Annotated in this window: 26 protein-coding genes; 15 read left to right on the top strand and 11 right to left on the bottom strand. The window is 62.9% G+C overall.

Annotated elements, in window-relative coordinates:
* Positions 1-27 precede the first annotated feature (27 nt).
* Both M1D87_RS25070 and M1D87_RS25065 read right to left on the bottom strand, forming a co-directional pair.
* Positions 28-846: an alpha/beta fold hydrolase gene (locus tag M1D87_RS25070; RefSeq protein WP_123085865.1), complete on the bottom strand. Its 819-nt coding sequence runs from the start codon at positions 844-846 to the stop codon at positions 28-30.
* A gap of 85 nt (positions 847-931) precedes the next feature.
* On the bottom strand, positions 932-3,337 hold the full coding sequence (locus tag M1D87_RS25065) for a penicillin acylase family protein (RefSeq protein ID WP_232881270.1): 2,406 nt from the start codon (positions 3,335-3,337) through the stop codon (positions 932-934).
* An 86-nt stretch (positions 3,338-3,423) separates the two neighbouring features.
* Here M1D87_RS25065 and M1D87_RS25060 point away from each other — a divergent pair, with 86 nt between their 5' ends.
* Positions 3,424-3,975, top strand: a complete 552-nt coding sequence (locus M1D87_RS25060) for a sugar O-acetyltransferase (protein WP_039614997.1) — start codon at positions 3,424-3,426, stop codon at positions 3,973-3,975.
* A gap of 39 nt (positions 3,976-4,014) precedes the next feature.
* Here M1D87_RS25060 and M1D87_RS25055 read toward each other — a convergent pair whose 3' ends face one another.
* The 3 genes from M1D87_RS25055 to M1D87_RS25045 form a co-directional block, all read right to left on the bottom strand.
* Positions 4,015-4,290, bottom strand: a complete 276-nt coding sequence (locus tag M1D87_RS25055; protein ID WP_039614998.1) for a bacteriocin immunity protein — start codon at positions 4,288-4,290, stop codon at positions 4,015-4,017.
* Complete coding sequence (locus M1D87_RS25050) at positions 4,287-6,479, bottom strand: S-type pyocin domain-containing protein (RefSeq protein WP_123085878.1); 2,193 nt, start codon at positions 6,477-6,479, stop codon at positions 4,287-4,289. The genes M1D87_RS25055 and M1D87_RS25050 overlap by 4 nt, the downstream gene beginning before the upstream one ends.
* Positions 6,480-6,564: 85 nt before the next feature.
* Positions 6,565-7,128, bottom strand: a complete 564-nt coding sequence (locus M1D87_RS25045; protein ID WP_123085879.1) for a DUF6436 domain-containing protein — start codon at positions 7,126-7,128, stop codon at positions 6,565-6,567.
* Between the two features lie 212 nt (positions 7,129-7,340).
* On the opposite strand from M1D87_RS25045, the gene bipL reads away from it, so the two are divergent.
* On the top strand, positions 7,341-8,267 hold the full coding sequence (gene bipL, locus M1D87_RS25040; RefSeq protein WP_039615001.1) for a phospholipase BipL: 927 nt from the start codon (positions 7,341-7,343) through the stop codon (positions 8,265-8,267).
* Here the strand turns inward: bipL and M1D87_RS25035 are convergent, their stop codons facing one another.
* On the bottom strand, positions 8,268-9,020 hold the full coding sequence (locus M1D87_RS25035; RefSeq protein WP_003258544.1) for a DUF2059 domain-containing protein: 753 nt from the start codon (positions 9,018-9,020) through the stop codon (positions 8,268-8,270). It abuts the gene before it with no gap.
* Between the two features lie 113 nt (positions 9,021-9,133).
* Here M1D87_RS25035 and M1D87_RS25030 point away from each other — a divergent pair, with 113 nt between their 5' ends.
* Complete coding sequence (locus tag M1D87_RS25030; protein ID WP_123084585.1) at positions 9,134-9,766, top strand: 2OG-Fe(II) oxygenase; 633 nt, start codon at positions 9,134-9,136, stop codon at positions 9,764-9,766.
* The gene (locus tag M1D87_RS25025; protein ID WP_013974680.1) at positions 9,753-10,256 is read left to right on the top strand and encodes a 2-thiouracil desulfurase family protein; all 504 of its coding nucleotides are present in this window, start codon (positions 9,753-9,755) and stop codon (positions 10,254-10,256) included. The genes M1D87_RS25030 and M1D87_RS25025 overlap by 14 nt, the downstream gene beginning before the upstream one ends.
* Positions 10,257-10,378: 122 nt before the next feature.
* On the opposite strand, the gene M1D87_RS25020 is transcribed toward M1D87_RS25025, so the two are convergent.
* Positions 10,379-10,867: a substrate-binding periplasmic protein gene (locus M1D87_RS25020; RefSeq protein ID WP_123084583.1), complete on the bottom strand. Its 489-nt coding sequence runs from the start codon at positions 10,865-10,867 to the stop codon at positions 10,379-10,381.
* A gap of 224 nt (positions 10,868-11,091) precedes the next feature.
* On the opposite strand from M1D87_RS25020, the gene M1D87_RS25015 reads away from it, so the two are divergent.
* Complete coding sequence (locus M1D87_RS25015; RefSeq protein ID WP_123084582.1) at positions 11,092-11,568, top strand: DUF4399 domain-containing protein; 477 nt, start codon at positions 11,092-11,094, stop codon at positions 11,566-11,568.
* Between the two features lie 105 nt (positions 11,569-11,673).
* On the opposite strand, the gene serA is transcribed toward M1D87_RS25015, so the two are convergent.
* Positions 11,674-12,903, bottom strand: coding sequence for a phosphoglycerate dehydrogenase (gene serA, locus M1D87_RS25010; protein ID WP_003258542.1), 1,230 nt, complete (start codon positions 12,901-12,903; stop codon positions 11,674-11,676).
* Between the two features lie 170 nt (positions 12,904-13,073).
* Here serA and M1D87_RS25005 point away from each other — a divergent pair, with 170 nt between their 5' ends.
* From M1D87_RS25005 to M1D87_RS24990, 4 genes are all read left to right on the top strand, one after another.
* Positions 13,074-14,471, top strand: coding sequence for an FAD-binding oxidoreductase (locus M1D87_RS25005; RefSeq protein WP_123084581.1), 1,398 nt, complete (start codon positions 13,074-13,076; stop codon positions 14,469-14,471).
* A gap of 25 nt (positions 14,472-14,496) precedes the next feature.
* Entirely contained in the window at positions 14,497-15,162 is a 666-nt protein-coding gene (locus M1D87_RS25000) for a fumarylacetoacetate hydrolase family protein (protein ID WP_024087876.1), read from the top strand.
* Between the two features lie 182 nt (positions 15,163-15,344).
* On the top strand, positions 15,345-16,265 hold the full coding sequence (locus tag M1D87_RS24995) for an SdiA-regulated domain-containing protein (RefSeq protein ID WP_123084580.1): 921 nt from the start codon (positions 15,345-15,347) through the stop codon (positions 16,263-16,265).
* A gap of 90 nt (positions 16,266-16,355) precedes the next feature.
* A complete protein-coding gene (locus tag M1D87_RS24990; RefSeq protein WP_123084579.1) occupies positions 16,356-17,258 on the top strand; it encodes an SdiA-regulated domain-containing protein in 903 nt (300 codons plus the stop codon).
* A 116-nt stretch (positions 17,259-17,374) separates the two neighbouring features.
* On the opposite strand, the gene rpiA is transcribed toward M1D87_RS24990, so the two are convergent.
* Positions 17,375-18,049: a ribose-5-phosphate isomerase RpiA gene (rpiA, locus tag M1D87_RS24985; protein ID WP_013974672.1), complete on the bottom strand. Its 675-nt coding sequence runs from the start codon at positions 18,047-18,049 to the stop codon at positions 17,375-17,377.
* Between the two features lie 134 nt (positions 18,050-18,183).
* Here rpiA and ilvA point away from each other — a divergent pair, with 134 nt between their 5' ends.
* Complete coding sequence (gene ilvA, locus M1D87_RS24980; protein WP_013974671.1) at positions 18,184-19,698, top strand: threonine ammonia-lyase, biosynthetic; 1,515 nt, start codon at positions 18,184-18,186, stop codon at positions 19,696-19,698.
* An 86-nt stretch (positions 19,699-19,784) separates the two neighbouring features.
* On the top strand, positions 19,785-20,210 hold the full coding sequence (locus M1D87_RS24975; protein WP_015272187.1) for a DUF2269 domain-containing protein: 426 nt from the start codon (positions 19,785-19,787) through the stop codon (positions 20,208-20,210).
* A 129-nt stretch (positions 20,211-20,339) separates the two neighbouring features.
* On the opposite strand, the gene M1D87_RS24970 is transcribed toward M1D87_RS24975, so the two are convergent.
* Entirely contained in the window at positions 20,340-20,996 is a 657-nt protein-coding gene (locus tag M1D87_RS24970; protein WP_123084578.1) for a histidinol-phosphatase, read from the bottom strand.
* 141 nt (positions 20,997-21,137) lie between these two features.
* On the opposite strand from M1D87_RS24970, the gene M1D87_RS24965 reads away from it, so the two are divergent.
* Together M1D87_RS24965 and ptsP are read left to right on the top strand one after the other, a co-directional pair.
* The gene (locus M1D87_RS24965) at positions 21,138-21,617 is read left to right on the top strand and encodes an RNA pyrophosphohydrolase (protein WP_003249017.1); all 480 of its coding nucleotides are present in this window, start codon (positions 21,138-21,140) and stop codon (positions 21,615-21,617) included.
* Between the two features lie 22 nt (positions 21,618-21,639).
* Positions 21,640-23,919, top strand: a complete 2,280-nt coding sequence (gene ptsP, locus M1D87_RS24960) for a phosphoenolpyruvate--protein phosphotransferase (RefSeq protein WP_023660917.1) — start codon at positions 21,640-21,642, stop codon at positions 23,917-23,919.
* A 134-nt stretch (positions 23,920-24,053) separates the two neighbouring features.
* Here the strand turns inward: ptsP and M1D87_RS24955 are convergent, their stop codons facing one another.
* A complete protein-coding gene (locus tag M1D87_RS24955) occupies positions 24,054-24,800 on the bottom strand; it encodes an NRDE family protein (RefSeq protein ID WP_123084577.1) in 747 nt (248 codons plus the stop codon).
* A 128-nt stretch (positions 24,801-24,928) separates the two neighbouring features.
* On the opposite strand from M1D87_RS24955, the gene M1D87_RS24950 reads away from it, so the two are divergent.
* Complete coding sequence (locus M1D87_RS24950; RefSeq protein WP_024087873.1) at positions 24,929-25,711, top strand: sulfite exporter TauE/SafE family protein; 783 nt, start codon at positions 24,929-24,931, stop codon at positions 25,709-25,711.
* Positions 25,712-25,727: 16 nt separating this feature from the next.
* Positions 25,728-26,534, top strand: coding sequence for a prolipoprotein diacylglyceryl transferase (lgt, locus tag M1D87_RS24945; protein ID WP_013974665.1), 807 nt, complete (start codon positions 25,728-25,730; stop codon positions 26,532-26,534).
* Positions 26,535-26,583: the final 49 nt, after the last annotated feature.

The raw sequence follows: 26,583 nt of genomic DNA, 5'->3' as shown, positions 1-26,583 counted from the left end.
AAGGGCTGCAAAGCAGCCTCGGCAATCTCACTGGTTACGCGGTAGCCAGTTCAACAGGAACTCATTCACCACCCGCGGGTTCTCCAGGCTGGAGATATGCCCCGCAAACGGAATCTGCGCCGCCAGGCAGCCAATGATCCGCGCCATTTCATTGGACTCTTCCGGCGGCCGCGGAATGTCCTGATCGCCGCACATCAGGATGGTTCTCTCGCTCGGCAGCTGCTCGAGTTGCTCCAGCAGGTCGTGTCGTCCAAAGATTATCCGCCCCATGGGATCGAGGCTCTCGCGAATGGTTTGTGCACTGCTTGCCTTCAGCTGAGCACGAAACTGCTCACGGATTTCAGGTACGGTCTGGCCGCCTGCGTGGAAAAAAATAGGCACGATGATGTCGAGCAGCAGGTCGCTGAATTCGCCGGCTGCGCTGGCGGCATCCAGCAAGGCGAAATACTTGAGCCGAGTTTCCTCCGGCTCGGCGCCCAGGTAAGTGTCCATGAGCACCAGGCGATCAATTCGTTCAGGGTGGGTAGCAGCCAGCGGTGCCCCCCACATACCGCCTACCGACAGCCCGACCAGGTGGCACTTGGTAATTTCCAGTTTGTCCAGCAACGTCAGGTGCTGGTGGACCAAGCTGTTCATGTCGATGGTCGTGGCAGGCGGAGCATCGGAGCCGCCGTGGCCCCACAGCTCGGGGACGATGACGCGGAAGTGTTCTGACAAGGCTTCGATTTGTGGCTGCCACATCTCGGCGGACCACAGGTAGCTGTGGCCGAGCAGGACCGGGAAGCCCTGGCCCTGGTCGATGTAGCTCATGAGGGCGCCGTCGATTTCGATGAAGTGTCTTTGCATGGAATGGGTCTCGGCTGGGAGTGCTGTAGGGTATTCGAAATTGTCGGGGGCCGCTTTGCGGCCCATTCGCAGCACAAGGCTGCTCCTACAGGGGATCGCGGTCTCTTGTAGGAGCAGCCTTGTGCTGCGAATGGGCTGGCACCAGACGCAAGGTACTGTGCGCCGGGATCACCCCCATCTGCGCCTTCTGGTACTGCCCCTGCACATACCCTTCGGCCTGATCCGCAAAATGCCTGTCGAACGGCACACCACTCTGCCCGACCGGGTTGGTGGTCAGCGCCTGCCCGGCATCGGCAAAGTCGACCAGCCGCCGCGTCGACGGCCCATAGGTCACCGGCCATGGCGCCGGGCCGATCTTCGCCGAGAGGTTGTTCGGCACTTCATGGGTGCCCGGTGCGGCGAACGGGCCGACGTTGAACAGCAGGTTCAGCGGCTTTTTGACCCCCAGCGGGTGGTTGTGGGTCAGGGTATGGGCCTTGCCCCACTGCCAACTGGCCGGGTCGTTGCCCAGGGTTTCCCGCAGGTGCTTCAAGCTGTTCTGCCACGCCATGCGCACCACGGCGTTACGGTCGGTGCGCTGGTTGGCTCCGCGGGTGTTCCACCACGGCGAATCGGCATCCGCCGCCAGGCGCGGCAGGGCTGCGTCGATGGCGCGGGTGCTGATCAGCACCGGGAACCAGGTGTCGCCCAGCTCGTCATGCAAGGCCGCGAATGCCAGCTCGTAGAGGAACTGGTTGAACAGCGTGGCACTGGTCGAGTCGAGCGGGTAGTCGCCGCTCCAGGCTGCCAGTTGCTCGACCAGCTCCTTCTCTTCGTCACCTTCGGCCACTGCGCGTAGCGTTGCCAGCAGTGGTGCAAGGGTGCGCGGGCCATAGTCGCTTGCAGTGTCCAACTGCAGCGCCTGGCTATTCTGGGTATCCCACTTCACATCGGGGTTGGCCAAGTGGCGATCGAGCTGGCGGCCTCGGTCCGGCAGGTTGTAGTAACCGGGTATCGGCACTGCCGCCGGAGGCTGGTAGTTGGCCGAGACAATGTAGCCGCGTGCCGGGTTCTCCTGCTGGGGGTTGACGCTGAAGGGGTAGAAGCCGAGCTTGTCCGCCTGCGCACTGGCACCATCGAGGATGAACACGGGGTCGACGCCGTCGGGGCGGATCGGCAACTGCGCCGCCGCCCACCAGCCGATATCGCCACGGGCATTGGCCCAGACCAGGTTCAGCCCTGGCGCATGCACCTTGGCCGCAGCCTCGCGCATCTTGCCCAGGGTATCCGCGCGGTTGAGCTGGTAGAAACCGTCGAGGAGCGGGTTTTCGGTTTCCAGGAACGCCCACCACATGGCGATTGGCGTGGGCCCGGCAGTGGCACCCAGCACGTCGTTGACAATCGGGCCATGGGGCGAGCGGCGGAGGCTGAGGGTGACCGGTGCTTCGCCTTTGACGGCAATCTGCTGCTCGGTCTTTTCCAGCGCCTGCCATTTGCCATCGACCATCACCTGGTTGGCGTCGGCAGGGTTGGTGCGCTCGGCGATCAGGTCGACGTCGTCATTCTGGAACATGGTCAGGCTCCAGCCGAAGTCGCGGTTGTGGCCGAGCAGGGCGAACGGGTTGAGCGCCTGGAAGTAGCCATACAGGTTGAAGCCCGGCGCCGACAGCTCGGCCTCGTACCACACCGCCGGCACCGCAAAACCGATGTGCGGGTCGCCGGCCAGCAGCGGCCTGCCGCTGCGGGTGCGGCTGCCGGCCACGGCCCAGGCGTTGCTGCCCTCGAATTGCGGGATGCCCGCATCGCCCAGCGCGTCATGGCTGAGGCGGGCGAGGGCCTCCAGGCTTTGCCAGTCGGCAGCAGCTAGCGGTGTACCCAAGGCGCCCTCGGGCTGCCAGGCGAGATCGAAGATGTTCAGGTACTCAGGGCCCAGCTGGTCGCGGATACAGGTGAGCGCGGGCTCGGTGCGAAACGCGGCGGCGAAGCTGTAGGCCAGGTAGCCGGCGATGCTCAGGGTGTCTTCGGCGCTGAAGGGGCGTGGGGTGATGCCGAGCAGGTCGAACTCCACGGGTTTTGGGTGGCTGGCCTGCCAGCTGTTCACCCCGTCGAGGTAGGCCTGCAGGGCTTGCCAGGCGGGTGACTGGCGGTCCTGACGCTTGGCCATCAGTGCTGCCTGTTCGCGAATGCGCAGGCTGCGGAACAGGGTGTCGGTGGGCAGCAGCTTGTCGCCCAGTACCTCGGCCAGCTCGCCCCGGGCCAGGCGGCGCAAGATCTCCATCTGGAACAGCCGGTCCTGGGCATGCACGTAACCGAGGGCACGGTACAGGTCCGGCTCGCTCTGCGCCTGCAGGTGCGGCACGCCGCGGGCATCGTAGCGCACGCTGACTGGCGCCTGCAGGCCGGCAATGGCCACCTCGCCCTCGCGTTGCGGCAGCTTGCCCTGCACATACCAGTATCCGGCGCCGGCGGCCACGGCAACCATCACGGCCAACAGGGTCAAGCTGCGCTTCATGCAGGCTCCTTGTGCGTTCAAGCGAAAAATGTGGTCCGATGATCGGCGGATTCGCGACCAGAGCATAGCCCCAGGAAGGAGTTTCCATGTCCCTCAGCGAAAAACAGAAAATGCTTACAGGCCAGCTCTATCACGCTGGCTGCCCCGAGCTGCAGGCCGAGCAGATCGCCAACAAGCACTGGATGCACCGCTACAACAGCAGTGTCGAATTGCTCAACGACGCACGCCATGGGCTCCTGGTAGAGCACTTTGGCCAGGTCGGCGAAGGCGCGGTGATCCGCCCGCCGTTCTATTGCGACTATGGCTACAACATCAGCGTCGGCCGCAACACCTTCATGAATTTCAATTGCGTGATCCTCGATGTGCTGCCGGTGCGTATCGGTGATGACTGCCAGATCGGCCCCAACGTGCAGATCTATACCGCCGACCACCCGCTCGACCCCGAAGTGCGCCGCACAGGGCTGGAGAGTGGCCGGCCGGTGACCATCGGCAACAACGTGTGGATCGGCGGCGCGGCGATCATCCTGCCGGGGGTGACCATTGGTGATAACGCCGTGGTGGGTGCCGGTAGTGTGGTGACTCGGGATGTGCCGGCGGGGGTGACGGTTGTAGGTAACCCGGCGCGGGTGCGTGGTTGATTTGAAAAAGCCCTGCGGTGTTGGCCGCAGGGCGTTGGGTCAGGCAGGTTTGAAGCCAGGTTTGCCGTTGGCTGCGCGCCATTCTTTAATGCGGTTGACGACGCCTTGCGGGCTGACATCTGCGCCATCTGGGGGGTAATAGATCACGTCTGACCCGTCAGGGTGCTCGGTCAACTTCTCGAAAAGAAGAACAATATCAATCCGGTGCTTTTCCAGCTCAGCACCCTTGAGGCCCGTCCGATCCGCATATAGATCCGACACCAATGCGAGAAACTCAGGCTCTGTGTACTCCGTCAAACTCTGTTTCAACGTCATTGATTGTTTCCTCTGTGATGGTTTATGTGGACTTGGGGAGTCATGAACACGAGATTATCGAAGTCGTACACTGCGCCACCCTTTGCAATTTCGTGCTTGTGGTGAATCTCTAACTTGACTCGCTTTCCTACTCGCTGGTCGCGCTTGGCGAATGGCGCTAGCCCTCTACGCATGTCGTCGAGGATTGCGGGCATGATGTGGCGACTGAATACCTCATCTGTCGCAATCTCCATCCAGATTGCCTCCTTTAGCCTATCGAATCTGGCAAACCTCCGCCCCCTGAGCCTTTCCGCAATCTTTGCTGGAATCGGCGCGCCCGCCGCAGTAGTGGCTGCATCCAGAACCCTGTCTGGTGTGATAACGCCGTTGCCGCTTGCAACCCCTGGTAAATTCCGTGGGTTGCGCAACATCACATAAATCGGCGCCAGCCCCGAGTCTGCCGGGAAGATGATGACGTAGTCGTCGATCTGCAGTTCGGGCAGTTCGGGGAGCGTACGGATATCCGGATCCGGCGGGACGATGATAGGGCCCGGAAGGTGCTTCTGCAGATCCTCGACGATAGGGGAGCCAGGGATGACCGTACCATTCTCGCCGGTGGCAGACAGCGTCGAGGGCGGCGTTGCCGGGTGCCAGAGCAGCGTTGCGCCACCTGGGCCTTCGGCGGTAAATCTGTACGCGCCTTGGGCTGCGTCCCACTGTGCCTGGCGTACGCGCACGTCGCGCAGAAGGGCGCTGCCATCCGTGGCCGCCAAGTACACTTCGGTCTGCATGCCCTGAGGGACAGCGTCCATCCGCAAGGGCAGCTCAAGCGTCTGACCAGCTTTGCGGTTTGCTTCGAGGGTAAGGTCCGCGCCGGGACTCATCAGGGCGAGCGGGACGGTCACCCCCATGCGCTCACCATCGCCCAGACGAGCTGAATACAGCATCAGAGGAACATACCTGGCGACCGCCAGGAGCCCACCGGTGAGCAGACGTTGGGCGGCTTTGCCGAGTGCTTCGCCAAAGTCGAGCCAGATCGGTTCGAAATGGGCTATGCCACCGCGTGAGGTCGCCAGGATCAGCGGGTGGTGGATACTGGCTACCCAGGCGTTGAACGTTACAGGTGTATTGCCAGGAGTACGGCCAGACAAGACGGCCAGCGAAGTCTGCTCGTCGAAAACGGTGGCGACGGTGTTGTCTGTTTGTGCCAGTAACCGCATCACCTCCGTACTTTCAGCGGGCGATGTCTGGGTATGGGCGGCAATTTGGGCTTGTAGCTGTGCCTGCACGTTTAGCAATGCCGCTTTGCGGTCTGCGGAACCTTCTGGCGCGTGGTACTGGAGCGCGGAATCGATCCAGGTAGCTTGCGACGCCAAGTGGCCTTGACTCAGGTTCATGCTGGAGTAGGTCGAGGCAAGCTGCTCGCGCGCCTTGAGCAGGTCGGACGTTTCCCGTTCTAGTTCGCGGCTATGTTCGAGTGCTGCTTGCGGGGCAACGCTTTCTTGCTGATGGCGCTCGAAGGCCGTCAGCATCGCTTTCAACGCGCTGCTGGCTTGCAGGAACGCCTGGCTGGCTGTGCCCAGTTGAGCAAGGGCCTGATGGTACTGTTGGAGCGTCCGGTCAATATCCTGATCATGACTTTCCCTCATCCTGAGAGTGGACAAGGTGCTCTGCAGCTGTTGTTGGCGTTGGGCCAACTCGCCGCTTACCTGCTCCAGGTACTTCACGTCGAACGCCGCTCGGTAAGAGTCGAGCCACGCTTGCTGAGGGTCTGCTGGAGCGTTTGGTTTTCGGGCTACGGCCAGGAATTCATGAAGGTTGCGATTTACCGGGTCACCGCCGAAGAAGCTGTAAGCCTGATCACGCGTTGCTTGCAGGCGTGTAGCGAACAATGCCTGAAGCTCATTGATGGCAGCGATGGTGCGTTCTGTCGCCTGGATTTCGCCAAGGCCATTCAGCGAGCCCGCTTGATCACGTAAGGCCTGGTCGAGGTCTTGCTGTAACGTGGCGAGGCGCTGCTCATGCGCCTTTTGAACGCCTAACTTGCCGTTTTCGGTCTGTACGATCAGGTCGATATCCAGGCGCCCAGGCTCGAAAACGGATACCAGTTGAAACGATGCACCGGGATGGGTGCCCCAAAGTTGAGGGCCGACGGGAAGACGGGTGCTGTCTACATAGCTGTTGGGAAGCTCGGTGGAACCTTGTGACATACAGTTTCTCCATTGATCTGTATGTCGCTACGGTAAAAATCCTCCCTCAGGCTGAAGCTGTAGATATCTATCGGGTAGCCACTAACTACCAGGGGCAGTAACACCCTATGGCCAATGTATTGCTGGCCTGCACCGGCCGGTCTTCAAGCAAGGCCTTGATGATGGGTTCCACAAAGCTATTGCTGGCATTGCACACGGCGCCTTCGCTGTAGGGGCCGAAGTAGGCCAGGTGGCCTTGCCGGTCCCAGATGGCCACGGCCGGGGAGGCGGGCAGGTGTTCGCTGCCGGGCAGGCTGGCGAGTGGCTTGAGGGCGGTGAGGTTGGCGGGCAGCTGGCCTTGGCTTCCTGGCTTTTGCAGCACGTGGAAGGTCACGCCCTGGCTGGCGAACTGGTTGACCAGGTCGCCCAGGTGCTGCTGGTTGCCGACGTTGCACGGGCAGGCCGGGTCCCAGAAATGCACTACCCGGATCGGGCCGGGGCCGGCCAGCTCGGGGGGCAACTGCAGCTGGCTGCCGTCGAACAGCGTGGCTTGATTGTCGAACGGGCGCAGGTAGCGGGCCTGGAAGGTGGTGTAGGCCTGCCAGAGGATGGTCACACCGACCAGAAGGGCGATTGCTGTGCACAGCGGTTTGATGATCCGAGTCTTCATGAAGTTTCCGCGGCCCTCTGTAGGAGCAGCCTTGTGCTGCGAAAGGGCCGGCATGACTGAGGAAGTTGTTGTGGCAGTACCGGCCTCTTCGCAGCACAAGGCTGCTCCTACCGGGGGATACCGCTATCGGCCTGAAATCGAGCAAGCTTGCCACGACGCCAGCCAGAGCTGAATATCCCAGATCAATACTTGCTTCACTGTGGATGTACCCGATGCCCGCTGCCTTTCACCCAGACCTCCTGCGCACCAGCCTGGCGCCGTTGACCGCTCGCCAGCCGTTGTCGGCGCAGGCGCAGGACTATCAGCGCTTCTATGGCCTGAACCTTTCGGCCCACAGCTGGCTGGGCGGCTTCCAGGCCGCAGGCTTCGAGCTGGTCGGGCAGGCCTGGCTACCCGAGCAGCCGAGCGCGACGCTGTTCCTGCTGCACGGCTATTACGACCATATGGGCCTCTACAGGCATGTGATCGATTGGGCGCTCAAACAGGGGTTCGCCGTGATCAGTTGCGACCTGCCCGGCCACGGCCTGTCCAGCGGCGAGCGAGCCAGCATCAGTGATTTCGCGGTTTACCAGCAGGTGCTGGAGGCTTTGTTCGAACAGGCGCGCACGCTGCAACTGCCGCGCCCTTGGCACCTGTGCGGGCAAAGCACCGGTGGCGCCATCGCCGTGGACCACCTGTTGTACCAAGGCGCGCGCAGCCCCATCGATGGCCAGGTCATCCTGTTGGCACCGCTGGTGCGGCCCTGTGCCTGGCACTGGTCGAAGCTGAGCTATCGCGTGTTGCGTCACTTCGTGAATGGCATCGAGCGGCGCTTCAGCGAGAACACCAATGACCCGACCTTCCTGCCGTTCCTCGAAGCCGACCCGCTGCAACCGCGCCGCCTGCCTACAGCTTGGGTGGGGGCCTTGATTGCCTGGGTCAAACGCATCGAGGCCGCGCCGCGCAGCACGCGGCGGCCGTTGATCGTGCAAGGAGAAGCGGATGGCACAGTGGACTGGCCCTACAACCTCGAAGTACTCAAGGCCAAGTTCGCCGAACCACAGATTCTGATGCTGCCCGAGGCCCGTCACCACCTTGCCAACGAGCTGCCGGGCATTCGTCAGCGCTACTTCGACTTCATCGACCAGCGCCTGGGTTGATCACTTCAGGTCGCTGCTGCTCTGGCCAACCGCCAGGCCTGCGCGAACTGCGGCCAGGGCGGCCTGGTAGTAAGCCTTGCCGTCTGGCGACTCGGCAAAGGTGGCGAACTCTTCCAGCTCGGCATCGGACAGGTCGCGATAGACATACAGCAGGGTGTTGTTGAGGTCTTCGCCGATCTGGCCCATCAGGCGCTGGCGCTGGCCGTCGAGCAGGTTCTGGGCCTGGCCGCCGCCGAACAGGCCGGGGATCATCGAGCTGAGGCTGTCGGCCGCTACGCCGGCGATGGCCAGGCTCACTTCGGCGCCGGCTTCGCGCGCCGGCAGGGCCTGGGCCAGGTGGCCGATTATCAGCAGGCGGTCATCGCTGGCCTGGATCTTCGGCAAGCCCTTGGCATTCCTGGCCAGTTCGTCCTTGCGTGTGGCCTTGAGCTCCGCAGCCACCACCTTACGCCCCAGCGGCGACCGGAAGAAGGCCAGCGCCGGTGCAGGGTTGGCCAAGGTTGCGCGCAGCTGCGCCTGGGCGCGACGGTCCACCGCCTGGGCCTGGAAGCGCTGGTTGCTGTTGTTTACCAGCGCCTGGTACACGGCGGGTGGCAAACTGTTGCGGTAGCGTTCCTGGGCAGCGGTCAGGGCATCATTGAAATGGGCGCGCTGGTCGGGCCAGCCGGCGGCCTTGTACAGTTGATCCAGGTTGTCTGCCCAGACAGGCACGGTGCAGATCATCAGCAGAATCAGGGAAAACAGACGGCGCATTCAGGACTCCTGTCGGCAGGTGGCTATTGTCCGTGGCCGGGCGCCGGTTTGTCGAGATATCCGCGTGCTTCTCGGCCAAGTGGCGCTGTGCGCCGGCATGGCTAATGGATATGATGCGCGCCATGCACATCTCCCCTGAACACCCGATGCTTGCGGCCGTCGTCGACGATCTGGCCACCCATGGCTGGTCCCAGCAGGCGCTTTTTCTGCCCGCCGACCTGGTGCGTGCGCTCGCGGCCGAGTGTCGGCGCCGTGATGCCGAAGGCGAACTCAACCCTGCAGGGGTTGGGCGCGGTGCTGCCCAGGAGGTGCGCGAGGCCATTCGCGGCGACCAGATCCAGTGGATCGACCCCGGCCAGGCCGAGGCCTGCGACCAGTACCTGAGCGCCATGGAGCAGCTGCGCCAGGCCATCAACCAGGGCCTGTTCCTTGGCCTGGAAGACTTCGAGTGCCATTTTGCCTTGTACCCGCCAGGGGCGTTCTATCGCCGGCACCTGGACCGCTTCCGCGATGATGACCGGCGCATGGTGTCGGCAGTCCTGTACCTGAATGAAGGCTGGCAGTCGCAGGACGGTGGCCAGTTGCGCATGTTCCTGGCGGACGGTGTCGAGCATGATGTCGAGCCGGTGGCGGGCTGCCTGGTGGTGTTCCTGTCGGGCGAGGTGCCCCATGAGGTGCTGCCGGCAGGGCGTGAGCGGCTTTCGTTGACCGGCTGGTTCCGGCGCCGTGGCAATGACCCCTTCTGACCTGCCCAAGGTGCTGGTCAGCGCCTGCCTGCTGGGGCAGCCAGTGCGCTATGACGGCCGCGCCAGTGGCCACCCCGACCTGTTGCAGCGCTGGCAGGCCGAAGGGCGCGTGGTGCCGTTGTGCCCGGAAGTGGCGGGTGGCTTGCCGACCCCACGGCCGCCTGCAGAGATACCGGGCGGGCAGGGTGGGGAGGTGCTCGACGGTGGCGCGCAGGTGCTGACGGTGACGGGCGAGGATGTCAGCGCCGAGTTCCTGGCTGGGGCGCAACGGGCGCTGGAGCTGGTGCACCGGCATGGCATTCGTGTGGCCGTGCTGAAGGCTGGAAGCCCTTCGTGTGGCAACCGGTTGACCTATGACGGCACGTTCAGTGGTGTGAAGGTGGCCGGGGAAGGGGTGACCACGGCATTGCTGCGGCGGGCGGGGGTGCTGGTGTTCAGCGAGCTGGAGCTGGACGAGGCACAGCAGGCTCTGGCCGGGCTTTCAGCTTGAGCCTGTTCCGGCCCTTTCGCGGGTGAACCCGCTCCCACAGGGACATCACAAGCCTTGAGGGCTGTGGAGAACTTGTGGGAGCGGGTTCACCCGCGAAGAGGCCGGTACTGGCAGCAAAAATCCTATTGCCCGGACGCAGTCTCAGGCACACCCTTGAACCACTTCTGCTCAAGCTCGGCAGTCCGCCCGCTGTCTTTGAGCCGCTGCAGTGCATTGTTCACCGCACTCTCGAACGCCGGGTTGTCCTTCTGGAACGGGATCACCAGCTGCTTCTCGCCAAACGGCAGGCTCACATCGAGCGGGCCGTCACCTTTGGGCGATTCGCTCGACGGGGTCAGTGCGATGTCGTACTTGCCACTCTCGACACCGGGCAGTACCTCTGCCGCAGGGGCTTCGATGAACTCGGCGCGCAGGTCCAGTTCCCTGGCCAGCGCCTGGCCGAAGTCGATCTCGAAACCGCTCAGGTGGTCGTTTTCCTTGAATGCGTACGGCGAGTTGTCGGCCTGTACGGCAATGCGCAGTTCGCCCCGGTCGGCAATTTCGTCTATCAGCTCGGCCTGAGCCAATGGCGTGATCAGTACCGCCAGCATTACTCCTATGGTCGAACGCATTAAAGCCCCTTTTCTCTTTGGCAGATGAATAACCTTCGCCACGGCTTTCTTCCTCGCTGTGGTCGAGCGCAGCCTATGACCTTGAAGCCTCGGCATTGTTTAACCCTGATTGAAATATTTCTGCCTGACGCTGTGAACATCCAGGCACAGATATCAACTAAGGTGAACCACCGCCGCCACTGGAATACTGGCGGCGGTCAATAAGTGAATCACAGGAGAAGTGAATGAACAGCCTATTTTCGCGTGCTGCCGTTGCTGGTCTGTTGATGGGGGCGTCAATGTTCGCCAGTGCCGCAGATGCCCTGAAGAGCCAGGAGCCGCCCAAGGATGCCAAGGTCTTCATCGTTTCCCCCGCCGATGGCGCCACGGTCGACAAAACCTTCACCGTCAAGTTCGGCATCGAGGGCATGGCACTCAAGCCTGCGGGTGACAACACCCCGCACACCGGCCACCACCACCTGCTGGTGGATGTGGATAAAGAGCCGGTGGCCGACATGGCGCTGCCGGCCAGCCTGATGCCACAGGCCGGCACCGCATTGCCGGGCGGCCCGCAAGTACTGCACTTCGGCAAGGCGCAGACCGAAACCAGCATTACCCTGACCCCAGGCAAGCACACCCTGCAGCTGGTGCTGGGTGACCAGTATCACGTGCCGTTCAAGCCGAGCGTCGTGTCGCAGAAGATTACTGTCGACGTGAAATAGGGGTTGAGCTCTTCGCGGGCAAGCCCGCGAAGCAAGCGACACCAATGTCACAGGCAAAAAAAGGGAGGCCACCAGGGCCTCCCTTTTTTCATGCCGCCAGCGAACTTAGAACAGGACGCGGGAACGGATGGTGCCCTTGACCTGTTGCAGCTTCTCTTGCGCCAGGTCGGAGTACTCGGCGTCAACGTCGATCACCACATAACCGACTTTCTCGTTGGTCTGCAGGAACTGACCGGAGATGTTGATGCCGTTCTCGGCGAAGACCTTGTTGATCTCGCTGAGCACGCCCGGGATGTTTTCGTGGATGTGCAGCAGACGGTGCTTGCCTGGGTGCGCCGGCAGGGCCACTTCCGGGAAGTTGACCGAGGATACCGAGGTACCGTTGTCGCTGTACTTGACCAGCTTCTCGGCCACTTCCAGGCCGATGTTGGCCTGGGCTTCGGCAGTGGAACCACCGATGTGCGGGGTCAGGATCACGTTGTCCAGGCCACGCAGCGGGCTTTCGAACTGCTCGTCGTTGGAGCGCGGCTCCACCGGGAACACGTCGATGGCGGCGCCGATCAGGTGCTGGTCCTTGATGGCGGCGGCCAGGTGGTCCAGCTCGACCACGGTGCCGCGTGCGGCGTTGATCAGGATCGCGCCCTTCTTCATCGCGCGGATTTCCTTCTCGCCGATCATCCACTGGGTGGACGGCAGCTCAGGCACGTGCAGCGAAACGATGTCGGCCAGGCCCAGCAGCTCGTGCAGGCTGGTGACCTGCACGGCGTTGCCCAGTGGCAGCTTGGTCAGCGGGTCGTAGAAATACACCTGCATGCCCATGTTCTCGGCCAGGACCGACAGCTGGGTGCCGATCGAGCCGTAACCGACGATACCCAGCTTCTTGCCGCGGATTTCGAAGGAATTGGCCGCGCTCTTGATCCAGCCGCCACGGTGGCAGGAAGCGTTCTTCTCGGGGATGCCGCGCAGCAGCAGGATGGCTTCGGCCAGTACCAGTTCGGCTACCGAACGGGTGTTGGAGTATGGCGCGTTGAACACGGCGATACCGCGCTCGCGGGCAGCTTCCAGGTCGACCTGGTTGGTGCCGATGCAGAAGCAGCCAACGGCGACCAGTTTCTTGGCGCAATCGAAGATCTCTTCGGTCAGCTGGGTGCGCGAACGGATGCCGATGAAGTGGGCATCGGCGATCTTTTCCTTCAGCTCGGCTTCCGGCAGCGAACCAGTGAGGTATTCGATGTTGGTGTAGCCGGCGGCCTTGAGGGTATCGACCGCGTTCTGGTGCACACCTTCAAGAAGAAGGAACCGGATCTTGCTCTTGTCGAGAGAAGTCTTGCTCATCTGCGTAAACCTGTATCCCGGAGAAAAAATGGCGAGGGTGATGCCAGGCGCAAAGGCAGCCTTAGCATGAACAGCGGGAGGGCTATGCTAGCATACGCGACACAATCTGAGCTTATCCCGACAGGTGAAGAGTGCTCAGGGTGACTATGAATAAGTCGAGAGTTCCAGCGATGACTCACCCCGCTGTAATTGATGAACTGATGACCCTTGTCGACCCTGGCAAGGTCCTGACCGACGCAGCTTCCCTGGAAGCCTATGGCAAGGACTGGACCAAGCATTACCCACCGGCACCCAGCGCCATCGTCTTTCCCAAGACGGTGGAGCAGGTGCAGGCGATCGTGCGCTGGGCCAATACGCACAAGGTGGCGCTGGTGCCGTCTGGCGGGCGTACCGGGCTTTCCGCAGGCGCCGTGGCGGCCAACGGCGAAGTGGTGGTCGCCTTCGACTACATGAACCAGATTCTCGGCTTCAATGCCTTCGACCGCACCGTGGTCTGCCAGCCAGGGGTGATTACCCGCCAGCTGCAGGCCTACGCCGAAGAACAGGGCTTGTATTACCCGGTGGACTTCGCCTCCAGCGGTTCCAGCCAGATTGGCGGCAATATCGGCACCAATGCCGGTGGAATCAAGGTGATTCGCTACGGCATGACCCGCAACTGGGTGGCCGGGTTGAAAGTGGTGACCGGCAAGGGTGAGCTGCTGGAGCTGAACAAGGACCTGATCAAGAACGCCACCGGCTACGACCTGCGCCAGCTGTTCATCGGTGCCGAAGGTACCCTTGGCTTCGTGGTCGAGGCCACCATGCGTCTGGACCGTGCGCCGCGCAACCTCACTGCGATGGTGCTGGGTACCCCCGATTTCGACTCGATCATGCCTGTGCTGCATGCCTTCCAGGGCAAGCTGGACCTGACTGCCTTCGAGTTCTTCTCCGACAAGGGCCTGGCCAGGATCCTGGCGCGTGGCGACGTGCCGGCGCCGTTCGAGACCGACTGCCCGTTCTACGCGCTGCTGGAGTTCGAGGCCAGCACCGAGGAGGTGGCCAACGAAGCGCTGGCCACCTTCGAGCACTGCGTCGAGCAAGGCTGGGTGCTGGACGGGGTGATGAGCCAGAGCGAGACCCAGCTGAAAAACCTGTGGAAACTGCGCGAGTACCTGTCGGAAACAATCTCGCACTGGACCCCGTACAAGAACGACATTTCTGTCACGGTGTCGAAAGTGCCAGCGTTCCTGCGCGATATAGATGCCATCGTCGCCGAACATTACCCGGATTACGAAGTGGTGTGGTACGGCCACATCGGCGACGGCAACCTGCACCTGAACATCCTCAAGCCCGAGCACATGAACAAGGACGACTTCTTCGCCTCGTGCACCAAGGTCAACAAGTGGGTGTTCGAGATCGTCGAGCGCTACAACGGCTCGATCTCCGCCGAGCATGGTGTGGGCATGACCAAGCGTGACTACCTGGGCTACAGCCGCTCGCCCGAAGAAATTGCCTGCATGAAGGCAATAAAGGCCGTGTTCGACCCTAACGGCATCATGAATCCGGGTAAGATCTTCGCACCTGAATAGAAAGCAGTATCCAGAGGAGTCGGCCATGAGTTACCAGCATCAGTACGTAGACGGCACACGCATTCACTTCCCGCTGGGCAAGGTGGTGTGCATCGGCCGTAACTATGCCGAGCATGCCAAGGAGCTGGACAATCCGATCCCCACCGAACCGCTGCTGTTCATCAAGCCGGGCAGCTGCGTGGTACCAGCCGAGGGTGGCTTCAAGATTCCGACGGAACGTGGCTCGGTGCACTATGAGGCGGAAATTGCCGTGCTGCTGGGCAAGCCGCTGTCGACTCACCCGAGCGAGGAAGAGGTGCTGGACGCCATTTCCGGCTACGCACCGGCGCTGGACCTTACCCTGCGTGACGTGCAGGCCAAGCTGAAAGAGAAGGGCCTGCCCTGGGAGCTGGCCAAGTGCTTCGATGGCGCCTGCGTACTGCCGCCGTTCGTGTCGGCCGCCAGCTTCGAGGATGTGACCGACATCCCGGTGCGCCTGACAGTCAACGGCGAAGTTCGCCAGGATGGTAATAGCGCGATGATGCTCAACCCGATCGTGCCGATGATTCAGTACATGGCCGCGCATTTTTCGCTGCAGGCGGGGGATGTGATCCTCACCGGCACCCCGGCAGGCGTAGGGCCGTTCAATGTCGGTGATGAGCTGGTGCTGGAGTTGCCGGGTGTGAGCCGCTTCGAAAGCCGGGTGCTCTGACTCGAGACCGCGTCGCCTTCTTCGCGGGTAAACCCGCTCCCACAGGTACTGCGCAACCCTCAAGGGCGACGCTATGCCTGTGGGAGCGGGTTTACCCGCGAAGAGGCCGGTCCTGTTTACCGATTTTTCACACCTGATCCGGATAATGCGCGAATCTACGCCCATTTCCCCAGGACCCCCGCATGCCATCTCCCTCCAGCGCCCCGGCAACCCCCAAGCGTCGTTTCTTCCTGCGCTGGCCCTTCGGCCTGGCCGCGGCGGCGGTAATCGGCTATGGCGTGGCCGTGGCCATGCACTGGGATGACCGCGGCGCGCTGTGGGTCAAGGAAAGCTTCGAAAGCACCGCCGAGCGCAGCGAGAGCGTATGGCTACCAGACTACAAGGTCGACATCGATGCCAAACCGTTGCCGGGCATGGACGACGATGAGGCTTCGGATGTTGCCTTCAACCCGCGTACCCGCACCCTGTTCGCAGTCATGGGCAAGAACCCGATCCTGGTCGAACTGAGCCTGGATGGCGATGTGCTGCGCAAGATCCCCCTCAACGGCTGGAACAACCCGGAAGGCGTCGCCGTACTGGAAGACGGCTACCTGGCAATCACCGATGAGCGCCTGCACGACCTGACCGTGGTCAAGGTGGATGCGCAGACCACCTCGTTGAACCATGATGATTTCCAGAACCACGACCTGGGCCCGTCGGTGAAGAGCAACAAGGGCTTCGAGGCGGTGGCCTGGGACCCGCTGCGCCAGCGCCTGGTAATCGGCGAGGAGCGCCCGCCCAGGCTGTATACCTGGAATACCGACGGTCGCAGCCCGCTCACGGGTGAAAAACAGCTTTTGCCCAGTGATGAACTGGACCTGCGCAACCTCTCGGCGCTTGGCGTGGATCCGCGTACCGGCCACTTGTTGGTGCTGTCGTCCGACTCCAACATGCTTCTGGAACTGGACGAGCAGGGCCAGCAAGTCAGTTTCATGACCCTGCTCGGCGGTTTCAACGGCCTGCAGCACACCATCCCGCGTGCCGAAGGGGTGGCCATGGACGACAAGGGCAACCTGTACATGGTCAGCGAGCCGGCACTGTTCTATCGCTTCAGCAAAAACTGACCCAAACATCCGACTTTTCGGATGCTGGCATTAAGCTTTACTTCAGTTGTTCGTGATTAGATTCGTCACCCCTGTGTCGAGTCTTCCCTCATGCGCCGTTTTGTTCGTCCGTTCCCTGTTCTGGTCGTTATCGGCCTGATCCTGCTCGGCTTGGCCGGGCAGGAGTTTCGCCTGTTCGAGCGTGGCTGGTTCAACCTCAAGGCCTGGTGGCAGCCAGCCGAGCAAAGCATCGGCCTGGACCGTTACCGGGTGGTGGTGGAGGCGCAGCCGATCGAGGGGCTGGATGACGACATCTCGGCGCTGACCTACGACCCCGACCGCAAGACTCTGTTTACCGTTACCAATGCACGCTCGGAGCTGATCGAGCTGTCGCCGGACGGGCGCATCCTGCGCCGAGTGCCGCTGACCGGCTTCGGCGACCCGGAAGCCGTGGAGTACGTCGGGGCCAACAGCTATGTGATCACCGACGAGCGTCAGCAGCGGCTGATTCGCGTGCGCCTGGAGGACGACACGATGTTCCTCGATGCCGGCGATGCCGAGCAGCTGACCCTGGGCATTGGCCTGAACGGCAACAAGGGTTTCGAGGGGCTGGCTTACGATTCGGCGGGTAAGCGCCTATTCGTGGCCAAGGAGCGTGACCCAATGCTGATCTACGAGGTGCATGGCTTCCCGCACGACAATCCTGAGCAGCCCTATGCGGTGCATGTGGTGCAGGACCGCAAGCGCGATTCGCGGCTGTTCGTGCGGGACCTGTCGAGCTTGCAGTTCGATGAGCGCAGCGGGCACTTGCTGGCGCTGTCGGACGAGTCGCGGCTGGTGCTGGAGCTGGATGTGGAGGGCCGGCCGCTGAGTACCTTGTCGTTACGCAAGGGGTTCCAGGGGTTGCAGGCGACGGTGCCGCAGGCGGAGGGGATTGCGATGGATGAGGCGGGGACCATCTATCTGGTCAGTGAGCCGAACCTGTTCTATGTGTTCAAACAGCCAGCGGAGTGAGCAGGTGGGGCTGCTTTGCAGCCCATTCGCAGCACAAGGCTGCTCCTACAGGAAACCGCGTACCCCTGTAGGAGCAGCCTTGTGCTGCGAATCGAGGGCGAAGCTCTAGCAGAAAGTTACTCGGCCTTGAGGCTCTTCACGCCCTCAGAGGTACCCAGCAGCAGCAAATCCGCCGGCCGTGCCGCGAACAGGCCGTTGGTCACCACGCCAACAATGGCATTGATCTGCGCTTCCAGCTCCACCGGGTTGGTGATCTGCAGGTTGTGCACATCGAGGATCACATTGCCGTTGTCGGTAACCACGCCCTCACGGTACACCGGGTCGCCGCCCAGTTTGACCAACTGGCGCGCCACGTGGCTGCGGGCCATCGGGATCACTTCGACCGGCAGCGGGAACGCGCCCAGCACCGGTACCAGCTTGCTGGCATCGGCGATGCAGATGAAGGTCTTGGCCACGGCGGCGACGATCTTCTCGCGGGTCAGGGCTGCGCCGCCGCCTTTGATCAGGTTCAGGTGCGCGTCACTCTCGTCGGCGCCGTCCACGTAGAACTCCAGTTCGCTGACGCTGTTCAGCTCGTAGACCGGGATGCCATGGCCCTTCAGACGCTGGGCAGTGGCTTCGGAGCTGGCGACCGCGCCGTCGAAGGCGGTCTTGTGCTGAGCCAGGGCGTCGATGAAGAAGTTGGCGGTCGAACCGGTGCCGACGCCGACGACGCTCTTTTCATCCAGCTTGGGCAGAATGAAGTCGACAGCGGCCTGGGCGACGGCCTGTTTGAGTTGGTCCTGGGTCATGCGGGCTCCGAGAGGGGCAGGGCGGTTTTGAAAAGAGCCTAGTATAACGGCTCGGGCGGCTTTGCTGTGGTCGCCCGACGTAGCGCTGGGGTAGACTCCCAGCCCTTGTCCCGCGGCCCAGTGATGCATTCCCGATGCTCGAACAGTACGTCAAGAAGATCCTCACCTCGCGCGTCTACGACGTCGCGGTCGAAACCCCGCTGCAGAGCGCCGGGCAGCTGAGCAAGCGCCTGGGCAACCAGATTCTGCTCAAGCGCGAAGACCTGCAGCCGGTGTTCTCGTTCAAGATCCGCGGGGCCTACAACAAGCTGGCCCAACTGACCCCGGAAGAACTGGCCCGCGGCGTGGTCACCGCCTCTGCCGGCAACCATGCCCAGGGCCTGGCCCTGGCTGCGCGCGAGATGGGTATCAAGGCCACTATCGTGATGCCCAAGACCACCCCGGAGATCAAGGTCGAGGGCGTGCGTTCGCGGGGCGGCAAGGTGGTGCTGCATGGCGACTCGTTCCCCGAGGCGCTGGCCTATTCGCTGAAACTGGTCGATGAAAAGGGCTTCGTCTACGTGCACCCCTACGACGACCCGCACACCATCGCCGGGCAGGGCACCGTGGCCATGGAGATCCTGCGCCAGCACCCAGGCCAGCTGGACGCGATCTTCGTGCCGGTGGGTGGCGGTGGCCTGATCGCCGGCATTGCTGCCTACGTGAAATACCTGCGCCCGGAAATCAAGGTGATTGGTGTCGAGCCGGACGACTCCAACTGCCTGCAGGCGGCCATGGCGGCCGGCGAGCGCGTGGTGCTGCCGCAGGTCGGGCTGTTCGCCGACGGTGTGGCGGTGGCGCAGATCGGCCAGCACACCTTCGACATCTGCCGCCACCATGTGGATGAAGTGGTCACCGTCAGTACCGACGAAATCTGCGCGGCTATCAAGGATATCTACGATGATACCCGCTCGATCACCGAACCTGCTGGTGCCTTGGGCGTGGCGGGCATCAAGAAGTACGTCGAGTTGTACGGCGTGACCGGGCAGACCCTGGTGGCCATCGACTCCGGTGCCAACGTCAACTTCGACCGCCTGCGCCATGTGGCCGAGCGTGCCGAGCTGGGTGAAAAGCGCGAAGCGATCATCGCCGTTACCATTCCCGAGCGCCCGGGCAGCTTCAAGGCCTTCTGCGAGGCTATCGGCAAGCGCCAGATCACCGAATTCAACTACCGCAAGCACACCTCCGACGAGGCGCATATCTTCGTCGGCGTGCAGACCCACCCGGAAAACGACCCGCGTGCGGCGCTGGTACAGCAACTGACCGAGCAGGGCTTCCCGGTTACCGACCTGACCGACAACGAGCTGGCCAAGCTGCATATTCGCCATATGGTTGGTGGTCATTCGGCCGGTGCCAGTGACGAGATGGTGCTGCGTTTCGAGTTCCCCGAGCGGCCGGGGGCGCTGTTCAACTTCCTCAACAAGCTGGGCGGGCGCTGGAACATCTCGATGTTCCATTACCGCAACCATGGCGCCGCTGACGGGCGCGTGGTGGCGGGGTTGCAGGTGCCGGAAGACGAGCGCCACCTGGTGCCGGCGGCGCTGGCCAAGATCGGCTACCCGTACTGGGACGAAACCGACAACCCGGCTTACAAGCTGTTCCTGGGCTGAGAGGCTAAGCTGGGGCTGATGGCCCTTTCGCGGGCTTGCCCGCGAAGAAGCCTGCACAAAATGGCCTGCTTAAGGACAACCGAGACATGGAACACCTGACCACCCTCAAGACCCTGCACATCATCGCCACCGCGCTCCTGCTGCTGGGTGCTCTGGGCCTGGCGCTCTGGACCGTGCGCGCCCGCCGCCAGGGCGATGCCGAGGCTTACGCCAAGCTGCTGCGTCGGCCGCTGGTGTTCGTCTGGCTGGTGATGGGCCTGTGCCTGGTGAGCATGCCGTTCACCGGCTGGTGGCTGGTGCACCTGGTGGGCTGGCCGCTGGGGCAGACCTGGGTGCTGGCGTCCAGCGTCATCTATACGCTGGGCGCGTTTGCCGTGTGGTGGCTGCTGGTGCGGTTGAACCGGCTGCGCAAGGCCGAGGTGGTGGGGTTGCGCTTTACCCTGGCACTGGCGGTGTTCAGTGGGGTTTGCTTCCTGTCCATCGCCGGGCTGATGGGGGCCAAGCCGGTCTGACAGCCTAGTGCTGTATGTGCTGGCCTCTTCGCGGGTAAACCCGCTCCTACAGGCTCTGCGCAAGGCTTGAGGGCTGTGCAGTACCTGTGGGAGCGGGTTTACCCGCGAAGAGGCCGGCACAGTAAAACCTCAATCCCGCAGCGAAACCACCGGCCACCCACGCATCTCGGCCTCCGTCCGCAGCTTCGGGTCGGGGTCCACCGCCACCGCATGCGCCACCCGCTGCAACAGCGGCAAATCGTTCATCGAGTCGCTATAGAAATAGCTGTCCTCAAGGTCGAAGCCGTTCTCCAGCATCCAGCGCTCCAGCCGCGTCACCTTGCCTTCACGGAAACACGGTATATCGGTACTACGCCCGGTATAGCGGCCATCACGCGTTTCGCATTCGGTCGCCAGCAACACGCGAACCCCCAGGCGCCGGGCAATCGGTGCGGTGACGAAGCGGTTGGTGGCGGTGATGATCACCAGCTGGTCGCCGGCCTCGCGGTGCTGCTGCAGCAAGCTAAGCGCCTTTGGCAGGATGATCGGCTCGATGCAATCGCGCATGAAATCATGGTGCCATTCGTCGAGCTGGGATACTGGTGTTGCCGCAAGGATTTCCATGGAAAAGGCCAGGTAGGCCTGCAGGTCCAGGGTCCCATTCAGGTATTCCTGATAGAAGCCATCGTTGCGTTGCTTGTAGGTAACCGGGTCGAGGATGCCGCGCTGGCAAAGGTAGTCACCCCAGGCATGGTCGCTGTCGCCACCGAGGAGGGTATCGTCCAGGTCGAATAAAGCCAGGCGCATCGCGGTCACTCGCATAAGCCACAGGGTAGGCCCGCAGAATACGGAGTTTTCACGCTGCTGCACATAAGCTTGGCGGGCGCGTTGCTGCGCTCGCAAGCTTTGTGGAACAATGCGGTGACATGCGTTTGCGAGGTTGCTGCCGTGATCGACCCGGATGGTTTTCGCCCCAATGTCGGGATCATTCTCACGAATGATGCCGGGCAGGTGCTATGGGCTCGACGGATCAACCAGGATGCCTGGCAGTTTCCCCAGGGTGGCATCAACCCTGACGAGACGCCGGAAGATGCCCTGTACCGCGAGCTGAACGAAGAAGTTGGCCTTGAACGCGATGATGTGGAAATTCTTGCCTGCACCCGTGGCTGGTTGCGTTATCGTTTACCCCAGCGACTGGTGCGTACGCATAGCCAGCCGCTGTGCATCGGCCAGAAGCAGAAATGGTTCCTGCTGCGTCTGGTCAGCAACGAACAACGGGTGCGGATGGACCTGACCGGCAAGCCGGAATTCGACGGCTGGCGTTGGGTCAGCTATTGGTACCCGCTGGGCCAGGTTGTGACATTCAAGCGCGAGGTCTACCGACGCGCCCTGAAAGAGCTAGCACCGCGTCTGCTGACGCGCGACTGACGACGGAGTTCGACCCCGAGCCATGCTCAATACGCTGCGCAAGATCGTCCAGGAAGTAAACTCCGCCAAAGATCTCAAGTCGGCGTTGGGGATCATTGTCTTGCGTGTCAAGGAGGCCATGGGCAGCCAGGTCTGCTCGGTCTACCTGCTCGACCCGGAAACCAACCGCTTCGTGCTGATGGCCACCGAAGGCCTGAACAAGCGTTCCATCGGCAAGGTCAGCATGGCCCCCAACGAAGGCCTGGTCGGCCTGGTCGGTACCCGGGAAGAGCCGCTGAACCTGGAAAACGCTGCCGACCACCCGCGTTACCGCTACTTTGCCGAAACCGGCGAGGAAAAATTCGCCTCCTTCCTCGGTGCGCCGATCATCCACCACCGCCGCGTGGTTGGGGTATTGGTCATCCAGCAAAAGGAGCGCCGCCAGTTCGACGAGGGCGAAGAAGCCTTCCTGGTCACCATGAGCGCCCAGCTCGCAGGGGTTATCGCCCACGCCGAGGCCACCGGCTCGATCCGTGGCCTGGGCCGCCAGGGCAAGGGTATCCAGGAAGCGCGCTTCGTCGGCGTACCGGGCTCGCCCGGTGCCGCCGTGGGGCGCGCAGTGGTTATGCTGCCGCCAGCCGATCTGGAAGTGGTACCGGACAAGACCGTCGATGACATCGACGCCGAACTGAAGCTGTTCCAGAACGCCCTCGAAGGTGTGCGCGACGATATGCGCAAGCTGTCGGCCAAGCTGGCCACCCAGCTGCGCCCGGAGGAGCGTGCACTGTTCGATGTGTACCTGATGATGCTCGAAGATGCGGCCCTGGGCGGTGAGGTGACCGAAGTCATCAAGACCGGCCAGTGGGCCCAGGGTGCCCTGCGCCAGGTGGTGGGCGAGCACGTCAACCGCTTCGAGCTGATGGACGATGACTACCTGCGCGAGCGCGCCTCCGACGTCAAGGACCTGGGCCGGCGCCTGCTGGCCTACCTGCAGGAAGCCCGCGCGCAGTCGCTGGTGTATGCCGACAACACCATCCTGGTCAGCGAAGAGCTGACCCCGGCGATGCTCGGCGAAGTGCCTGAAGGCAAGCTGGTCGGCCTGGTCTCGGTACTGGGCTCGGGCAACTCCCACGTCGCCATCCTGGCTCGCGCCATGGGCATCCCCACGGTGATGGGCCTGGTCGATCTGCCTTATTCCAAGGTCGACGGCATCGAGATGATCGTCGACGGCTACAAGGGCGAGGTGTTCACCAACCCCAGCGAAGTGCTGCGCAAGCAGTACAGCGACGTGGTCGAGGAGGAGCGCCAGCTGGCCCAGGGCCTGGATGCCCTGCGCGAACTGCCGTGCGTTACCCCGGACGGCCACCGCATGCCGCTGTGGGTCAACACCGGCCTGCTCGCCGACGTGGCCCGTGCCCAGCAGCGTGGCGCCGAAGGGGTGGGGCTGTACCGCACCGAAGTGCCGTTCATGATCAACCAGCGCTTCCCCAGCGAGAAAGAGCAGCTGGCCATCTACCGCGAGCAGCTGGCGGCCTTCCACCCGCTGCCGGTGACCATGCGTACCCTCGACATCGGTGGCGACAAGTCGCTGTCGTACTTCCCGATCAAGGAAGAAAACCCGTTCCTCGGCTGGCGCGGCATTCGCGTCACCCTCGACCACCCGGAAATCTTCCTGGTGCAGACCCGCGCCATGCTCAAGGCCAGCGAGGGGCTGAACAACCTGCGTATCCTGCTGCCGATGATTTCCGGTATCCATGAGCTGGAAGAGGCGCTGCACCTGATCCACCGCGCCTGGGGCGAGGTGCGTGACGAAGGCACCGATGTGCCGATGCCACCGGTTGGCGTGATGGTGGAAATTCCTGCGGCGGTGTACCAGACCAAGGAGCTGGCGCGGCAGGTGGACTTCCTGTCGGTCGGTTCCAACGACCTGACCCAGTACCTGCTGGCGGTGGACCGCAACAACCCGCGGGTCGCCGACCTGTACGACTACCTGCACCCGGCGGTGTTGCAGGCGCTGAACACGGTGGTGCGCGACGCCCATGGCGAAGGCAAGCCGGTGAGTATCTGCGGTGAGATGGCCGGTGACCCGGCAGCGGCGATCCTGTTGATGGCCATGGGCTTCGACAGCCTGTCGATGAACGCCACCAACCTGCCGAAGGTGAAGTGGATGCTGCGCCAGATCAACCTGGGCAAGGCCAAGGAATTGCTCACCGAGGCCCTGAGCCATGACAACCCGCAGGTTATCCACAGCTCGCTGCAACTGGCCCTGAAAAACCTTGGGTTGGCGCGGATGATCGGGCCTGGGGCCAATAAAACCCTCTGAGTGTGAGGTGGCCTGTTCCGGCCTCTTCGCGGGTAAACCCGCTCCCACAGGTACAGCGCAGCCTTCAGATGCGGCGCAATCCCTGTGGGAGCGGGTTTACCCGCGAAGAGGCCGGAGCAAGCAACGTCAAATTATCAGGCCAGCAACTCAACTTCCCCCAAATGCCCACCAAAGGGCCCGAAACTGCGTTCAACCAGTCGCCTTTTCCCCTGATCATCCACAATCAGCACCGTGCTCGCCCGCGTCCCGTAGTTCTGGCTGGCAATGAACACGCTCGACAGCAGCTTCTCGGTCGCCAACCCCACGCCCGTCTCCGGCAACTCGCCCTCCGGCGCCGGTTCGGCATCGGCCAGCAATGCCAGCAAGCGCTGTGGCTCTGGCGTTTCCAGTAACCCTTCCAGCCCACTGCGCGCCTTCATCAGCTTAGGCCAAGGCGTATCCAGCCCGGCATTGGAAAGCCCGTAAACCCCAGCCTCCAGCAAGCGCGGCGCCGCGTCTCGGGCATGCAGATAGCCCAGCTGCCGTCCATCGCCCACCAGCAGGTTGAACCCTGAATATTGCCTGCTGCGGCTGGCCACCTGGTCCAGATAGGCCCCGACCCCCAACTCCCCCTGCAGATACGCCGCCACCAGCTCGCCCCGCGAGCGCGGCCCCAAAGCCTGCGCCGGGTCGCGAATATTGGTCAGCGCCGCGAACCGCCCCTGCGGACCGACGCCCAGCCAGGTGCCGCCGGCCTCCAGGTCGCGCCCGGCATATACCCCGGGAGCATCCTCCCAGGCCGCCAGGGCCTGGGTGGGGCGGGCATAGAACTCATCGCGGTTGGCCGCCACGATCAGCGGCAGGGCGTGCCCCGGTCGCCAGGCGAATACGATCAGGCACATCGGTAGGGCCTCCGGTTTTTTTCCACTGTACCCACTCCGATGGGGCACTTCCAACCTGACACACAGTTCACTAGAGCCGTGAGCCCGGCTTCCGTTACCATGCCGGATTGATTTCTTGGGGAAGACGAATGGAATTCGTGCTCTATCTGCTGTTGGGTGCCTGCGCCGGTGTGCTGGCCGGGCTGTTCGGCGTGGGCGGCGGTATCATCATCGTGCCGGTGCTGGTGTTCAGCTTCACCTTGCAGGGTTTCGATGCCTCGGTGCTGACCCACCTGGCTGTCGGTACGTCGCTGGCAACCATCGTCTTCACCTCGATCAACGCCGTGCTCGAGCACCATCGCAAGGGCGCGGTGCAATGGCCGATCTTCGCCTGGATGACCCTCGGCATCCTCCTTGGGGCCGGTGTCGGCGCCAAGACCGCCTCGCTGATTCAGGGGCCGCTGCTGCAAAAGATCATCGGTGTGTTCGCCCTGGTCATCGCCGCGCAGATGGCCCTGGACCTCAAGCCCAAGGCCAGTCGTGGCATCCCCGGCAAGCCCGCGCTGATTGGTGCAGGTGGGGTGATCGGCTGGGCTTCGGCCATTTTCGGCATCGGTGGCGGTTCGCTGACCGTGCCGTTCCTGACCTGGCGCAGCCTGCCCATGCAGCAGGCAGTGGCCACGTCTTCGGCCTGTGGCCTGCCCATTGCCTTGGCCAGTGCCCTGAGTTTCATGCTGCTGGGTTGGCACGAAGAGCACCTGCCGGCCCACAGCCTGGGTTACGTGTACCTGCCGGCGCTGCTCGGCATTGCCGTGACCAGCATGTTTTTCGCCCGCTTCGGCGCGCGCCTGGCGCACAAGCTGTCGCCACGTTTGTTGAAACGCCTGTTCGCAGCCCTGCTGTTCTGTGTCGGCCTCAGCTTTTTGATTTGAATCGAGAGGAAGTTCCATGCTGCCTTACCCGCAGATAGACCCCGTGGCCGTGGCCATCGGGCCGCTGAAAATCCATTGGTACGGCCTGATGTACCTGGTCGGCATCGGCGGTGCCTGGCTGCTCGCCTCGCGCCGGCTGAACCGCTTCGACCCCACCTGGACGCGCGAAAAGCTCTCCGACCTGGTGTTCTGGCTGTCGATGGGTGTGATCGTCGGTGGTCGCCTGGGCTACGTGCTGTTCTACGACCTGCACGCCTACCTGGCCAATCCGACGCTGATCTTCGAGGTGTGGAAGGGTGGCATGTCGTTCCACGGCGGTTTCATCGGCGTGATGCTGGCGGCCTTGTGGTTCGGCAAGCGCAACAACAAGTCGTTCTTCGAACTGATGGACTTTGTCGCCCCGCTGGTGCCGATCGGCCTGGGGGCCGGGCGCATCGGCAACTTCATCAACGCCGAGCTGTGGGGCAAGGCCACCGACGTGCCATGGGCGATGGTCTTCCCACCGTTCAGCGACCCGGCGCAGCTGCCGCGTCACCCATCGCAGCTGTACCAGTTCGCACTCGAAGGTGTGGCGCTGTTCCTGATCCTCTGGGCGTTCTCGCGCAAGCCGCGGCCGACCATGGCGGTATCCGGCATGTTCGCGCTGTTCTACGGCATCTTCCGCTTCATCGTCGAATTCGTCCGCGTACCGGATGCCCAGCTGGGCTACCTGGCCTGGGGTTGGCTGACCATGGGTCAGATTCTGTGCGTGCCAATGATCCTGGCTGGCCTTGGCCTGATCTGGTGGGCTTATAATCGCAAGCCTACGGCGAAACCCGCCTGATTAATCCCACGGCAGGGGCGATCCCCCTGCCGTTTTTGCTACAGGTAAG

It is taken from the genome of Pseudomonas sp. SA233 (assembly GCF_054792385.1).
The sequence above is the reverse complement of the archived record's forward strand: the minus strand, read 5'-3'. Positions and strand labels throughout refer to the sequence as shown.